Origin of the sequence: Paraburkholderia monticola, from assembly GCF_001580545.1 — a bacterium.
In the GTDB taxonomy this organism is placed as follows: Bacteria; Pseudomonadota; Gammaproteobacteria; order Burkholderiales; family Burkholderiaceae; genus Paraburkholderia; species Paraburkholderia monticola.
Genome location: NZ_LRBG01000031.1, coordinates 237,596 through 252,020 on the forward strand (window position 1 = coordinate 237,596; position 14,425 = coordinate 252,020).

Annotated in this window: 15 protein-coding genes; 5 read left to right on the top strand and 10 right to left on the bottom strand. The window is 63.8% G+C overall.

All coding sequences use genetic code 11. The features are described 5' to 3' along the window. Nucleotides 1-99: 99 nt before the first annotated feature. Nucleotides 100-1,002, top strand: coding sequence for a TauD/TfdA dioxygenase family protein (locus tag CI15_RS20545; protein WP_062130317.1), 903 nt, complete (start codon nucleotides 100-102; stop codon nucleotides 1,000-1,002). A gap of 45 nt (nucleotides 1,003-1,047) precedes the next feature. On the opposite strand, the gene CI15_RS20550 is transcribed toward CI15_RS20545, so the two are convergent. Continuing rightward, nucleotides 1,048-1,950, bottom strand: a complete 903-nt coding sequence (locus CI15_RS20550) for an SMP-30/gluconolactonase/LRE family protein (protein WP_062130319.1) — start codon at nucleotides 1,948-1,950, stop codon at nucleotides 1,048-1,050. A 253-nt stretch (nucleotides 1,951-2,203) separates the two neighbouring features. Between CI15_RS20550 and CI15_RS20555 the strand changes: the two genes are divergently transcribed. Continuing rightward, nucleotides 2,204-3,181: a Bug family tripartite tricarboxylate transporter substrate binding protein gene (locus CI15_RS20555; RefSeq protein WP_062130321.1), complete on the top strand. Its 978-nt coding sequence runs from the start codon at nucleotides 2,204-2,206 to the stop codon at nucleotides 3,179-3,181. A 73-nt stretch (nucleotides 3,182-3,254) separates the two neighbouring features. Here CI15_RS20555 and CI15_RS20560 read toward each other — a convergent pair whose 3' ends face one another. Continuing rightward, nucleotides 3,255-4,154 (bottom strand): TauD/TfdA dioxygenase family protein, encoded by a 900-nt coding sequence (locus tag CI15_RS20560; RefSeq protein WP_062130323.1) that lies wholly within the window; start codon nucleotides 4,152-4,154, stop codon nucleotides 3,255-3,257. A gap of 141 nt (nucleotides 4,155-4,295) precedes the next feature. Beyond that, entirely contained in the window at nucleotides 4,296-5,270 is a 975-nt protein-coding gene (locus tag CI15_RS20565; RefSeq protein ID WP_062130324.1) for a Bug family tripartite tricarboxylate transporter substrate binding protein, read from the bottom strand. 262 nt (nucleotides 5,271-5,532) lie between these two features. On the opposite strand from CI15_RS20565, the gene CI15_RS20570 reads away from it, so the two are divergent. Next, on the top strand, nucleotides 5,533-6,258 hold the full coding sequence (locus tag CI15_RS20570) for an alpha/beta fold hydrolase (protein WP_062130326.1): 726 nt from the start codon (nucleotides 5,533-5,535) through the stop codon (nucleotides 6,256-6,258). 7 nt (nucleotides 6,259-6,265) lie between these two features. On the opposite strand, the gene CI15_RS20575 is transcribed toward CI15_RS20570, so the two are convergent. After that, complete coding sequence (locus tag CI15_RS20575) at nucleotides 6,266-7,024, bottom strand: SDR family NAD(P)-dependent oxidoreductase (protein ID WP_062130328.1); 759 nt, start codon at nucleotides 7,022-7,024, stop codon at nucleotides 6,266-6,268. A 410-nt stretch (nucleotides 7,025-7,434) separates the two neighbouring features. Here CI15_RS20575 and CI15_RS20580 point away from each other — a divergent pair, with 410 nt between their 5' ends. Together CI15_RS20580 and CI15_RS20585 are read left to right on the top strand one after the other, a co-directional pair. Further along, nucleotides 7,435-8,334, top strand: coding sequence for a TauD/TfdA dioxygenase family protein (locus tag CI15_RS20580; RefSeq protein WP_062130330.1), 900 nt, complete (start codon nucleotides 7,435-7,437; stop codon nucleotides 8,332-8,334). 35 nt (nucleotides 8,335-8,369) lie between these two features. Then, nucleotides 8,370-9,350 (top strand): Bug family tripartite tricarboxylate transporter substrate binding protein, encoded by a 981-nt coding sequence (locus CI15_RS20585; RefSeq protein ID WP_062130427.1) that lies wholly within the window; start codon nucleotides 8,370-8,372, stop codon nucleotides 9,348-9,350. Nucleotides 9,351-9,386: 36 nt separating this feature from the next. Here the strand turns inward: CI15_RS20585 and CI15_RS20590 are convergent, their stop codons facing one another. The 6 genes from CI15_RS20590 to CI15_RS20615 all read right to left on the bottom strand — a co-directional run bounded on the left by CI15_RS20590 (nucleotide 9,387) and on the right by CI15_RS20615 (nucleotide 14,415). Next, nucleotides 9,387-10,388: a Bug family tripartite tricarboxylate transporter substrate binding protein gene (locus CI15_RS20590; protein ID WP_062130332.1), complete on the bottom strand. Its 1,002-nt coding sequence runs from the start codon at nucleotides 10,386-10,388 to the stop codon at nucleotides 9,387-9,389. Nucleotides 10,389-10,558: 170 nt separating this feature from the next. After that, a complete protein-coding gene (locus tag CI15_RS20595) occupies nucleotides 10,559-11,014 on the bottom strand; it encodes a nuclear transport factor 2 family protein (protein ID WP_062130334.1) in 456 nt (151 codons plus the stop codon). Next, on the bottom strand, nucleotides 11,007-11,744 hold the full coding sequence (locus CI15_RS20600; RefSeq protein WP_062130336.1) for an alpha/beta fold hydrolase: 738 nt from the start codon (nucleotides 11,742-11,744) through the stop codon (nucleotides 11,007-11,009). The genes CI15_RS20595 and CI15_RS20600 overlap by 8 nt, the downstream gene beginning before the upstream one ends. 220 nt (nucleotides 11,745-11,964) lie before the next feature. Continuing rightward, nucleotides 11,965-12,690, bottom strand: coding sequence for a substrate-binding domain-containing protein (locus CI15_RS20605; RefSeq protein WP_062130338.1), 726 nt, complete (start codon nucleotides 12,688-12,690; stop codon nucleotides 11,965-11,967). A 13-nt stretch (nucleotides 12,691-12,703) separates the two neighbouring features. Further along, entirely contained in the window at nucleotides 12,704-13,387 is a 684-nt protein-coding gene (gene ligK, locus CI15_RS20610) for a 4-carboxy-4-hydroxy-2-oxoadipate aldolase/oxaloacetate decarboxylase (RefSeq protein WP_062130340.1), read from the bottom strand. A 2-nt stretch (nucleotides 13,388-13,389) separates the two neighbouring features. Next, complete coding sequence (locus tag CI15_RS20615; RefSeq protein ID WP_062130341.1) at nucleotides 13,390-14,415, bottom strand: amidohydrolase family protein; 1,026 nt, start codon at nucleotides 14,413-14,415, stop codon at nucleotides 13,390-13,392. Nucleotides 14,416-14,425 lie beyond the last annotated feature (10 nt).

Consider the following 14,425-nt stretch of genomic DNA (forward strand, 5'->3'; position numbering starts at 1 on the left):
CAGGCACCTACGATGACATCGATCCTCGCCGCGGGGCCCGCGCACGCGTCGTGTGCGGGAGGTCGCGGACGGAGGACCTCATCCGTCACAAGGAACATCATGAGCCTGACCGTCGAAGCCGCCCATCCGTTCATCGCCGCGCGAATTCATGGCCTGGATCTGTCGCAACCGCTCGGCGAAGAGCGGATCACGGAGATCGAACTCGCCAGCGGCCGCTATCCCGTGCTGATTTTCCCGCGGCAGTACATCAACGATGACCAGTTGCTGGCGTTCGCCGCCAACTTCGGACCGCTGCAGGTCGCCGTGTCTTACACGACACGGCCGGAGGACCATCGTCTCGCGCCGATGATCAACGACATCTCGAACCTGGGCAAAGACAACCAGACCTTCAGGGCCGGCGACCGCCGCCGCATGAACAACCTGACGAGCCGGCGCTGGCATTCGGATGCGTCGTATCTACCGCTGCCCGCGCGCTATTCGATGCTGCTCTCGTATGTCGTGCCGGCGGTCGGCGGCCAGACGCAATTCGCCGATATGCGCGCGGCCTACGACGAACTGCCCGCGCACCTGCGCGCCGTGGTCGAAGACCTGAGCTGCCACTACGACATCATGCAGTCGCGCGCGGCGGCCGGCTTTCACGATTTCCCCGACGAAGAGCGCCGCGCGCTCGCGCCATGCATTCACAAGCTCGTGCGCACGCATCCGATTTCGGGCCGCAAATCGCTGTACCTGTCGAGCCATGCGTCGCACGTCGTAGGCTGGTCCGAACCCGAAGGACGCGACCTGCTGCGCGAACTCACCGAGTTCGCCACGCAGCCGCAGTTCGTCTATTCGCACGACTGGTCGGTGCGCGATCTGGTGATGTGGGACAACCGCGCGCTGATGCATCGCGGCCGTCCGCATATCCCCGAAACGGACGTGCGCGAGATGCATCGCGCGACGACACTCGACGAGCCCACGTGGTCGCGCAAGACGAACGCCGAGGTGGCGAGTACGGTCTGAACGCGGTCGTTTTGCGTGGGCGGACGCCGCGCGGGGCACGGTGCATCAAGCGTGCGAATACAGCGCCGCGCCATGCATCGGCACGCGCGCGCGCAGAATCTGTCCCGAGGCCGCTTCGGTGATGTAAAGCATGCTGTCGTCGCGCGGATCGAAGGCCACGTTGGTCGGCTGCACGCCCGCGCACGACTGCACCCGCGCGATCGGTTCGCCGAGCCGGTCGAACAGCCATACGGTCGCCAAGCCGATATGCGCGACGGCAAGACCGCCGTCGTGCGCCGGCGCGATACCGTCCGGTCCGGTGCCCCCCGATAGCTGGATATAGTTGCCGACGCGCGCGACCGCGCCGTTGCCGGAACCGTCGAGCGGCACGCGCCAGATCGCGTTGGCGCGCGTGACGGCGAGGTACACCGTATGTTCATCGGGGCTCAGCGCAAGCCCGTTCGGGCTCGGGATATGTTCGAGCAGACGTTCGAGCCGCCCGCCCGCATGCAGCCGGTACAGCACCCCATAGGGGCGATCGAGTCCTGACTGGCCCTGGTCGGTAAACAGCAGCTCACCCTGGCGATCGAAAATCAGATCGTTCGGACCGCGAAACGGCTCGTAGCCGTCCCTCTCGACAACCGTTTCGACCACGCCGCGCGCGGGGTCCAGCACGAGGATGCCGCGCAACTGATCGGCAATGAAAATGCGCCCGTCGCGATGAATCGCGAGTCCATTGGGGCGGCCATCGTACCGGCACGCGAGCTCGAAGCGGCCATCGCTCCCGACCCGAAACACGCGTCCATACGGAATGTCGACGCAATAGAGATTGCCGTCGCGATCGAACGCCGGACCTTCGAGAAACGAATCGCGCGCGACGCCGAAGCGCACTTCCGGATGATCGACGACGCGCAAGCTGTCGGGCAATCGCGCGAAGACTTCGGTCTGGATTTTGGGGACGTTGAACATGTTCGTGGTGTGCCTCGCCGGCGCTCGCGATAGAGAAACACGCTCGCACGGCCACCACCCCGCCGCAAGAGACTTTTTTGCACGGCGCGTGTCACCCATACGGCAAGCGTGGCCCACGTCACCTTACACGTGACTTAATCTCGCTTGTCATGAGACCGGCCGACTGCCTAGCATCATCGCAATGGGTACCGTGCCACGACATGGCGCTCGCCGTGCGAAAAGAGCGCGCCGATCCAGCAGGAGACGAACCGCGATGATGAAACGACGTGATTTCCTGGCCGCGCTCGGGGCGCCCGTGCTGCTCGGCGCCGGATGGACGCTCGACGCGCACGCGGCCGACTATCCATCGAGTCCCGTGCGCTTCATCAATCCGTATGCGGCGGGGTCGGACGACGTGCAGGCCCGCATCATCGCGAAGGCGCTCGCGACGTATCTGAAGCAACCCGTGATCGTCGAGGCGCATCCCGGCGCGGGCGGCAATATCGCGGCCCACTACGTCGCGAACTCGGCACCCGATGGCTACACGATGCTGCTCGGCATCAGCGCGATCTTCGAGGCCAATCCCCTGCTCTACCGCGAACCGGGTTTTTCGCCGGACGGCTTCCGCCATGTGAGCCTGCTGTCGGAGCAGCAGTTCGTGCTGGTCGTCAACCCGTCCGTGCCGGCACGCTCGGTGCCCGAGCTGATCGAATACGCGCGCACTCACCCGGGCAAGCTGACGAACGCGACCGCGGGCATCGGCAGCAACCTCTATCTCGCGGCGCTCGAATTTACGTCCAAGGCGAACGTGAAGATCGAGAACGTGCCGTACAAGGGCGGCGCCGAGGACACGGTCGCGGTGCTGGGCGGGTTCGCCGACATGGAATTCGGCGGTGTGCCGAACGTATTGCCGCACATCGGCACAGGGAAGCTGCGGGCGCTTGGCGTGACGGGCCGGAAGCGCGTCGCGGTGCTGCCCGACGTGCCGACCATCGCGGAAGCTGGACTGCCCGGCTATGAGTTCGCGGTGTGGAACTGCATCTCCGTGCCGAAGGCGACGCCCACAGCCGTCGTCGCGACGCTGCATGACGCGGTCGTCAAATCGATCGCCGAGGATGAGGTCAGACACAGCCTCGAAAAGCTCGGCTTCGCGCCGCTCAGCAGTTCGCCCGACGAAATCGGGCGTCGCATTCAGGCCGAAGCGCCGATGTGGCGCGATCTCTTCAAGGTGGCGGGCATCAAGCCGCAATAGCCCCCGTGGCAGCGCGCGATGCGAAGACGCAGCGCGCGCCACGGCTCACGCGCCCACGCTCTCCTCGCGCTGCTCACGCGCCCACGCTCTCCTCGCGCTGCTCGCGCGTCCACGCCGGATCGTCCATCACGGTCGCGCGGTGCATCTCGCGTGGATCGGATTCCGGAATATGGCGCCGGCCGCGATGCATCAGCACGCGGTTGTCCCACATCACCAGATCGCGCACCGACCAGCGATGCGAATAGACGAACTGTGGCTGCGTCGCGTACTCCATCAGCTCGCGCAGCAGATCGCGTCCCTCGGGAAGCGGCCAGTCGACGACATGCGTCGCGTGTCCAGACAGATACAGCGATTTGCGGCCCGAGAGCGGATGACGGCGCACGAGCCGGTGCTGCGACGGCGCGAGCTTTGCGCGCTCGTCGTCGGGGAACTCGGTATAGCCGCTCAGCATGCGCGCCCACAGGATGTTGTACTCGCAGCTTAGATCCTCGACGACCGGGCGCAGATCTTCGGGCATGTCGTCGTAGGCCGCGCGCATGTCGGCGAACTGCGTCTCGCCGCCCTGCTTCGCGACCGTATACGCGAGCAGGAACGAATAGCGCGCCGGGATCGGCTCATACGATGCATCGGTGTGCCAGCGCTTGCTGACGAAGGTGTTCATGCGCCGATTGTCGCCGCGCCGGAAGGTCTGGTTGTCCTTGCCGACGTTCGAGATGTCGGTGATCTTCGGCTGCAGGCGATGCTCGTGCTTGCGCGTCTGATACGACATGGCCGTATGCACGGGTCCGAAATTCTCGCTGAACGCCAGCAGCTGATCGTCGGTGATCTGTTGTTTCGGAAAGATCAGCACCGGGTAGCGCGCGCTCGTCTGCTCGATCGCGAGCACGTCCTCGAGCGAAACGGGATTGCGCAGGTCCAGTCCATGAATGCGTGCGGCAACCAGCGGGTGTACGACTTCGACGGTAAAGCCCATGTGTCCTCCTCGATCCCGTGGGATGGGAACTCGCTGCGGCTATCGTAGAGGGCGGCGCGCCACGCTCACAAGCTAATTTAGGTCACACGGCCTGTGAGAAGGATGGACAGCAGGATTCGAACCTCTGCGGGATCAGCGCGCTCACGACGGCTTGATGCCGGCATGTTCGAACACCTGGCGCCACTGCGCGCTTTCCGTTTCGATGCGGCGGCGCAGCTCGTCGCCCGAACCCGCCAGCGGCACGAAGCCGAGCTTGTCGAGATCGCGCCGCAGGTCCGGGTCCGCCATCGTCTTCGCCACCGCCGTGCGCAAGACCTGCACGACGGGTGCGGGCGTCGCCGCGGGCACGGCCAGCGAACTCCACGCGGTGAAGTCGAAGCCCGGCACACCGGCTTGCGCGACCGTGGGCAGGTCCGGATAGAGCGGCGAGCGTTGCGTGCCGCTGACGGCGAGCGCGCGCAGGCGGCCGTCCTTCACGTACGGCGCGACGTTCGGGATGCCGCCGAACTCCATGTCGACGTCGCCGGCGAGCACGGCCAGCGTATCGTCGGCCCCGCCCTTGTAGGGCACGTTGACCATGCCGATGCCGGCTTTCGTCATGAACAGCATGCCCGCGAGATAGAGCGCGCTGCCGGCGCCGGCGGTCGCGTTGGTCAGCTTGCCCGGGTTCTTCTTTGCGTAGTCGATCAGCTCGCGCACCGAGTTCGCCGGCACGCGCGGATTGACCACGAGCATGAACTGGTGCTCGGCAAGCGGGGCGACCTGCGTAAAGTCGGCGAGCGGGTCGAAGCCCGGATCGCGATACATGAGCGGATTGACTTCGAGCAGGCTGTTGATCGCGAACAGCATCGTGTAGCCGTCGGCGGAAGCGTGCGCGGTGTAATGCGCGGCAATGTTGCCTCCCGCGCCTGCGTGCGCCTCGACCACGATCGGCTGGCCCAGATAATGGCCGAGCGTGCGCGCGACGAGTCGCGCCTGCACGTCGTCAGAACCCGCCGTGTAAGGCAACACGAGACGCACCGGTGCATCGGGGTAGCCGGCCGCCCGCGCGCCCATGCGCCAGCCGAGGCAGCCCGATGCGATCAGCACGCCCAGCACATTGCGTCGCGAGATCATCGCGGGTCTCCTTGGAGCCGGGGCCGCATTCGCGTACGGCCCGTTTGCCTCGTCTGCTGCCGCGCAAACGGGTGTGGGCCATCGTAAGGCGCTGTAAGGACGCGGACAAGCGCGTTTATGTCACGACCGCTGTGCGATGACGGCATGCCCGTTGCCGATGTACCGAAAGCTCAAGAGCGGCGTGCAAAAAAACCTCTTGCCGCCCGGCGAGCCGACATGTGATCGTCAGCGTGGAACCACCAGCCATCCGACGGGGAGCCGCATGACGATCTATCAGAAAGGCGATGTCTTCATCCACTACGAACAGCGCGGCCGTGGCTTTCCGTTGCTGTTGCTGCCACCGGGCGGCATGCGCGCGACGATCGCGGACTGGCAGCGCATGGCGTTCAACCCCACCGAGATTTTCGACGACGCGTTTCGCGTGGTCGCGCTCGACCAGCGCAACGCCGGTGCCTCGCGCGGTCCGCTCACGGACGGCAATCCGTGGGACCAGTACGCGGCCGATCACCTCGGCCTGCTCAACCATCTCGGCATCGAGCGCTGTCATGTGATGGGCTGCTGCATCGGCGCCTCGTATGCGCTGAATCTGGCACGAGTCGCGCCCCACCGCGTCGCGTCGCTGGTGTTGCAACAACCGATCGGCATCGACGAAGCGAACCGGCAGTCCATGCCCAATTCATGGCGAAAATGGGCCGACGATCTGCTCGCGAAACACGCCGGGTTCGAGCCGGCCCAGCTCGAGGACTTCGGCCGGCGCATGTGGAACGGTGAGTTCGTGCTGAGCGTCACACGCGAATTCGTCCGATCGTGCAAGACGCCGATGCTGATCCTGCCCGGCAACGACCTCGAACATCCGGCCGTGATCGCGCGCGAACTCGCCGAGCTGGTCCCGCATGCGCTGACGGTCACCCCCTGGAAGGAGCCCGCAGACGTCGTGCCTTCAGCGGTGGCACGGGTGCGGGCGTTCCTGCGCGAGCATAGCCGCTAGGGCCTGTTCAATGCGCGTAGTAATGCATGCCGCCGTCGACGGGAATCACGTCGCCGGTGATATAGCGCGCGCGCGGCGAAGCGAGAAACGCCGCAAGATAGCCGATATCGATCGGCTCGCCGAAATAGCCGATCGGGACATGGCGCGCGATGAAGGCCTGCTTCGATTCGTCGCTAGGATGCAGGCGCTGCGCGATCTGCTCGCTGTTGATGCGGCCGGGCGGAATCGTGTTGATCGTGATGCCGTCGGCGGCCACTTCGCGTGACAGGCTCTTCGCCCACAGATGCAGCGCCGCCTTGGCCGGCCCGCTCGGATTCATGCCGCGCGGCTCCATCGAGCCGCTGATGTTGATGACACGCCCCCACTTGCGCGCGCGCATGCCCGGCAACGCCGCATGCGTGAGCTTGCGCGCCGCCGTGAAGTTGAGCGCGAACGCCTCGTCCCACACGTCTTCGCCGCAGTCGAGCTCCGCGGGCCGCGAGCCGCCCGCGTTGTTCACGACGATATCGATCTGTCCGAGCGCCGTGCTCGCTTCGGCGAAGATGCGCGCGAGATCGGCTTCGTCCGTCAAGTCGCCGACGATGGGAATCGGCCTCGGCGCGCCGCTCGCGGCGATACTGTCGGCCAGTTCGTCGAGCAGCGGGCGACGGCGCGCGACGATCGCGCAGCGCACGCCTTCCGCGGCCAGTGCGCGCGCGATGCCGGTGCCAATGCCGACGCTCGCGCCGGTGATGAGTGCCGTGCGGCCGCGCAGTTCCAGATCCATGTCATCCCCTATTCAAGTGGCTCGTGACGTGATTGCGTCATCGCGTACAACCGGGACGACGGTCAGGAAACCGATGCCGGTCAGCGCTGCTTTCTGATGCTAGGCGGTGTCCGAAGCGCGGGACAAGCGAGTAAAAGTCACGCCACGCGTGACGGCTATGCGCCCGTCGCGCGCGGCGTGTTCTTCCTGCCTCGCCGGCAGAACGCATGCCTGCATGCGGACACTCTCCATCACATGGGCTGTGACTTTATCTCGCTTGTGGCATCGGGACGCGCACGCCTACGCTAGCGCCATCGTGCAGAGCCGCCGGCGACCCGGACGCGGCGGCCGTGCAATCGAATCAACGCAGCGAATCAACGCAGCGAACAACGCAGCGAACAACGCGGCGGACCACCACAGCAGAGGCACTCATGAACTTCATGATCGAGGAAATCCAACCACCGATCGCGGCGCGTATTCACGGTCTCGATCTGCGCCAACCGCTCAGCGCGGAGCTCGCCGAACAGCTCGACCAGGCGATCGCGCGCTACCCCGTGCTCGTGTTCCCCCGTCAGATGATCGACGACGACCAATTGCTCGCCTTCAGCGAGAACTTCGGTCCCGTACAGGTTTCCGTCCAGTACTCGACGCGCCAGAACGAACACCGCCTGCAGCCGCGCATCAGCGACATCTCGAACGTCGGCAAGGATAACGAAACATTCAAGGCCGGCGACCACCGGCGCATGAACACGTTCGTGAGCCGGCGCTGGCATTCGGATCAGTCGTATCAGCCGATCCCGGCGCGCTACTCGTTCCTGCTCAACTATTCGGTGCCCTCACGCGGCGGCGAATCGCAGTTCGGCGACATGCGTCTCGTGTACGACGCTCTGCCCGACGATCTGCGCGAAACGATCGAGGATCTGTCGGCGGAATTCGACATTCTCCATACCCGCGCGATGTGCGGCTTCACCGACTTCCCCGAAGAAGAACGCGCGGCGTTGAAGCCCTCGATTCACCGGCTCGTGAAGACGCATCCGGTATCGGGACGCAAGGTGCTTTATCTCTCCGTGCACGCGTGCCGTGTCGTCGACTGGCCGTTACCGGAGGGCCGCGACCTGCTGCGCGAGCTGATGGAGTTCGCCACGCAGCCGCAGTTCATCTACACCCATCGCTGGACCGTGCGCGACCTCGTGATGTGGGACAACCGTACGCTGATCCATCGCGGCCTGCGCTATTCGCCGCCGACCGATCGCCGCGAAATGCATCGCGCGACCGTGATGGACGACCCGGCATGGAAGCGCGCGCCGTCGCCGGCCGACGCGGCCGCTTGAGCGCGCACGAGCCGGTTCGTACTCAGGAGACGATCATGCACAGGCTGCGCCGTGTCCTCGCCGTTCTGCTGTGCTGCGCGATCGGAGCCATCGCGCTCGGGCCCATGCCCGCGCTTGCCGGCTATCCCGATCATCCGATCCGCCTGATTCTGCTATTTCCGCCCGGCGGCGAAACCGATCCGCTCGCGCGCGCCGTGGGCCAGGAACTCGGCAAGACACTCAACACGTCCGTCGTGATCGAAAACCGGCCCGGCGCCGCGGGCAATATCGCGGCCGCGCTCGTCGCGCATGCACCGAAAGACGGCTACACGCTGCTGTGGGGGCTCGGCACGCAGCTGACCGTCAATCCGCTGCTCTATCGCGACCTGTCGTTCTCGGTCGAAAAGGACTTCGCGCCAATCTCGCTGATGGCGGAATCGGGCTTCGTGCTGGTCGTCAACCCGAAGGTGCCGGCCAATTCGCTCGCGGAGCTGATCGAGTACGCGAAGCAGCATCCGGGCAAACTGAACGTGTCGACGGCGGGCGTCGGTAGCCCGCTGTATCTCGCGAACATGCTCTTCATGGCACGAACCGGCACGAAGACGGTCAACGTTACTTATCCCGGTAACACGGCGTTGCCGGTGCTGACCGGCGAGGCCGATCTCGTGTTCGGCAGCCTGTCGAGTTCGCTCGGCTTCATCAAGGCGAACACGGTGCGGCCGCTGGCCGTGACAGGACCGCGCCGGCTCGAGCCGATTCCCAACGTGCCGACGATGATCGAATCCGGCGTGCCGGGCTACGTCATGACGACATGGCACGCGCTGCTAGCCCCGGCCGGCACGCCGCAGGACGTGATCGACAAGTTGCACGACGGACTCGTCAAGGCGCTCGCCGCGCCCGAGATCCAGGCATACGCGCGGGCGCGCGGCATTACCGTGGCACCGGGCACGCCCGATCAGTTGCGCGAGCGCATCCGCGTCGAGACGGACATGTGGAGAAAGATCCTGAAGGATGCGGGCGTGGGTACGCTGAATTGATGCTTCGTGCTGCCGGCCAGCATTGCCGATGCGCGTTCAGCTTCCGCTCTGCGCGCGTTGCCGAACCGGCGCCAGCATCTCACGCCAGAGCCGACTTTCAGCCTCGATACGCTTGCTGACCTCGGCGCCCGTGCTCGACATCGGGATGAAACCGAGCTGCTCGAAGCCGGCCCGCAACTGGCTGTCGGCGAGACTGCCGACGAGCGCGGCGTGCAGTTTGTCGATGAGCGGCTGCGGCGTGGACGCGGGTGCAAGGATGCTGTTCCAGACCGAGAAGTCGTAGCCGGGCACCCCTGCTTCGGCGATCGTCGGCACCTCGGGCAACTGCTTGAGCCGCTGCGCACTCGTGACGCCAAGCGGACGCATCTTGCCGGCGCGGATATTCGCGGCCACGTCCGACACGCTGCCGAATTCCATATCGGCGAAACCGCTGAGCACCGCGAGCGCGTCTTCGCCGCCGCCCTTGTAGGGCACGTGGAGAATGTCGATGTTGGCGCGAGACATCAGCTCGCGCCCGGCGAGATCAACGGGACTGCCGACGCCGGCCGTCGCATTGGTCAACTTGTGCGGATTGCGTTGCGCGTACTGGATCAGGTCCTTCAGCGAGTGCAGAGGCAGCGACGGATTGACGACCAGCACGAACGGCAGTTCGGCGAGCAGACTGACCGGCTTGAGGTCGGCCAGGCGATAGCCGACGTCGGCGTACATCACGGGGTTCACTTCGAAGAAGGTGCTGACGCCCCACAGCAGCGTATAGCCGTCGCCGCGCGCTCGCGCCACATAGGCCGAGGCGATGTTGCCGCTCGCCCCCGGCATCGGCTGCACGATGACAGGACCGCCGAGATAGCGCGTGAGGACGCTCGCGAGAATCCGCAGTTGCGCGTCGCCGGAGCCGCCTGGGAAGGCAAGAATGATTCGCACCGGGCCGTCGGGATAGGCGGCTTGCGCGCAGCGCGGCAAGCCGCCCAGTATCGCTGCCGGCAGCGTCAGCAATGCAAGCGATGCGAGTGATGTCTGGAAGCTGCGCCGCGTTGGCATGAAGATAGGTCACGTGATGGCGTCAATGGATCGTGCGGTTCGACATGCGACCGGTGCAAGCGTGATCCAGGCAGCCATGCGAACACGATCAGTGTAGGCATGCGTCAAGCGAGCTTACAAGTTCGTTTATGTCACATCGACTGTCACGCGGACCGAACGGGGGTGCCATGTCAAGGAATATCAACGAAAAGCTCAAACGAAGCGACTCGCTTTGTGATTCGCCATACACCGTCGGTGCGAGCAAATTCGTCATTGAAACGGCCAACGACCTGCCGACCGCGCGCAGGCCTGCCAAACTGGCCGGCCTCGTCGTTCGTGCTACCACTCCATAGCAGCACCTGGGTCGCCGCGACTGCAGTATTAGCCGTGACTTCAATGAAGTTCGTGCCCTGGATCAGATGCCGGCTTATGCGCTCGGCCGGCCGCGCCGCGTAGGACGCGATGATTGCGTCACAACCCGATAGCGTCGTGCCATCTGGACGGACTAGCGTCGCATCGGCGGAAAATGCACTCGGCAGTCTGGTGAACTCACCGCTGTCAATTAGATGCGCAGCAATCACGACGAGCGCACGACAATTGTTTTCGGCGAGCAGTCTTGATAATGGATCCAGCATGTCATCAGGCATTGGCGGTCTCCTTGCTGATCGACCACCTTGCCCAGTCGACCAGCACTTCGTTCACGTGATTAGGGCGCTCCATCGTCGACATATGTCCGCATTGCTCGATCGCGTGAAGGCGTGAACCCTGGATCCGGGTGTGCATCTCCTCGTGACGAGCGAGAGGGCTCCAACGGTCTTCGCGGCCGCAGACGAGTGTCGTAGGGCAGCGGATCTCATCGAGTACCCCCGTCGCGTCCGGACGATCGAGCAACGCGCAAATTTGCGCCTCAAATTTCTCCGGCGTACTGCGCTCGATCATCTCGAGAATGGAGCGGTAGACATCCGAGCCCAGCCGGTCGGGATGCACCATCCCCGGAGACCATTGCTCGCCCATCGCGCGCATACCATTTTCACGTGCGAGGGATAACAGTCCGAATCGCTGCATTCGTTCGTGTTCGCCGGACTCACCCGCGGCGCGTGCCTGGTAACCGGTGTCGAGGAGTGCGAGGCTGGCTATGCGCTCAGGGGCGCGGCGGAACACTTCGAGTGCGACTCGCCCCCCCATGGAATGGCCTGCCACGAGCAGGCGCTTCGCGTGCACGGAAGCCAGCACATGTTCGGCCATCGCGCCGATTGAATTGCGCAACGCGTAATCAGGTATGTAGCACTCCGCGAACTGGCTGAGCGCGGGAAGCTGGTCGGACCAAACCGCTTCGTCGCAGAGCAGACCTGGCAGCAGCACAATTTGAATAGCCATATAAGTTGCCTGTGTGTAAATGCCCAAAAAGGCCGCTTGACGACGAAGCGACCTGATGCAACATGCGATGGCGACATGAACGTCCCAGAGTTTCGTTCGGGATGTCCAGCCGCTTTCGCCTAGCACTTCATCTTCAGACCGATACGTCCGATGACCTGGTTTTGCCCCTTCCGACGTAGCGGCGGACCGGTAGAGTCGTTGCGCAAAAGCTTTCTGGGTCCTAACCGCGAACGCTGCCAACTGAGGTCATCCCATGACGTTCCTTCACTTCGTCGAAGTCGACGGATCGAAGGGCCGACAACCACTCGAGCACGGCGGACCTGTGCCAGGAGCGTGTACATGCGCCACCGGAAAAGACTGTTTGCCGCTGGATCGAGACGGGTAGTTCGCCGGCAATAGTGATGCCCTCCACGTTGACGAGTTCGCTAAGTTGCTGGATTCCAAGTTCAACTTCGCCGCTTGCCACAAGCTTCGCAACCGGCACCCCTGGCGGGGTTTGTACGAGGCGTGGCGCTACTTCGTCGGCAATTCCCCATCGCTTAAGCAGAGCCATCAGATGCGCGCCACTCGGCCCAGTTGAATAGCCGATCGCGCGCGCGTGTTGAATGGCGCGTCGAACCGATTCCTCGCTGCCGACCTCCGGGCATTGGCTCCCGGACGCAACCGCGATTGCGATGCCGGACTGCGCAACATCGACGAGTGTTGATGCGTCCACGTAGCCCGACTGCGCGAGACGCAACATGGTGTCCTTCGCGAGCACGGCGAAATCGAATGACTCTCCCCCCTCCAGCCTTCGCGCAGCCTCCACACCACCGACGGACTCGGTCAATACCTTTTGACCCGTGAGCGTGCGATATCTCAAGGCAAGTTCATTGAGAACGTGCCTCGTCGCCATTGACGAGATTCCAGTAATCTCGATGTCAGGACTTCGCAGTGTTGACATCATGGCCTCCTGTCACCTAGTCGATATACCGAAGACCGAGCTTTGCGAGCGGTTCGCGCATGTTGTACATGTCCAGACCGAGCACACCCGATGCCAGCTTCTGCCGCTTTTCCGCTTCGAGCGACTCCCGCGCAGCGGCTTTTTCCAACGTCTGGAGTGCCATTACCGCCGGCACTACGACTACACCGTCGTCATCTGCGACCACCACATCTCCCGGGTTGACTGCCGCGCCCGCACACACGACTGGGATATTGACCGATCCCAGCGTCGCCTTGATGGTCCCCTTAGCCGAAATTGCCTTGCTCCAGACAGGGAATTCCATTTCTTCCAGCACGCTCACGTCTCGAACCCCACCATCGATGATGAGTGCCCGCGCACCACGCGCCTTGAAGCTCGTCGCGAGAAGGTCGCCGAAATAGCCGTCCGTGCAATCGGCAGTGATCGCCGCGATCACGACATCACCAGGCTGGATCTGTTCGGCGGCAACGTGCATCATCCAGTTGTCGCCGGGGTGCAGCAGTACCGTGACGGCGGCGCCCCCAATCTGTGCCCCTGAGTAGATTGGGCGCATATATGGCTTCATCATGCCGACGCGGCCCATGGCTTCGTGCACGGTCGCGCTGCCAAGCGCGCCCAGGCTCTCTGCAACATGACGGTCCCCGCGAACGATGTTGCGATAGACGACTCCTAGTTCGTACATGTTCAACGTCCTTGTTCTTTAAGTGCCGAATCGAGTCGCGGATACACGCGACGGGCATTGCCTTCGTAGATTTTGTAGCGCTGTTCCGGGTTGATGTCCGCAGCTTCGACGTAGCGCTTCGTGTCGTCGAAATAGCACCCGGTCTGAGGATCGATGCCGCGCACCGCACCGATCATTTCGCTTGCGAAAAGGATGTTGTCGACGGGAATCACCCTGGTCAGCAGATCGATGCCGGGCTGGTGATAGACACAGGTGTCGAAAAAGATGTTATTGAGCAGATGTTCTTCCAGCAGTGGCTTCTTCAATTCCTGCGCGAGTCCGCGGAAGCGTCCCCAGTGATACGGCACTGCACCACCGCCGTGCGGAATAACCAATTTGAGCGTGGGGAAGTCCCTGAAGAGCTCCGAGGTCAGGCACTGCATGAACGCCGTCGTGTCTGCGTTCAGGTAGTGAGCGCCCGTCGTGTGGAAGCACGCGTTGCAGCTTGTGCTGACGTGCACCATCGCCGGGATGTCGTACTCGACCATCTTTTCGTAGATGGGATACCAGTACCGGTCTGAAAGCGGCGGGCTGCTCCAATGCCCGCCCGACGGATCGGGATTCAGGTTGATCGCGACGTTGCCATACTGCTCGACGCACTTCACCAGTTCGGGAATGCAGGTCGCAACATCCACGCCCGGGCTTTGTGGCAGCATCGCCGCCGGGACGAAGTTCTGTGGAAAAAGCTGGCTCACCCGATAGCAAAGCTCATTGCAGATGGCAGCCCAGGTACTCGACGTCTCGAAATCGCCGATATGGTGCGCCATGAAGCTTGCGCGCGGGCTGAATACAGTGAGGTCGAGGCCGCGCTCGCGCATGAGGCGCAGCTGATTCTGCTCGATGGACTCACGCAACTCTTGGTCACTGATCTTCAGTTCCGAAACATAGGGCGCTTCTGACGGGTTTGTGAGACCCGCGATCTGGCGGTTACGCCAGGTCTCGAGCGCCTTAGGCGCAGTCGTGTAGTGACCGTGTATGTCGATGATCATTTTTCCTCCA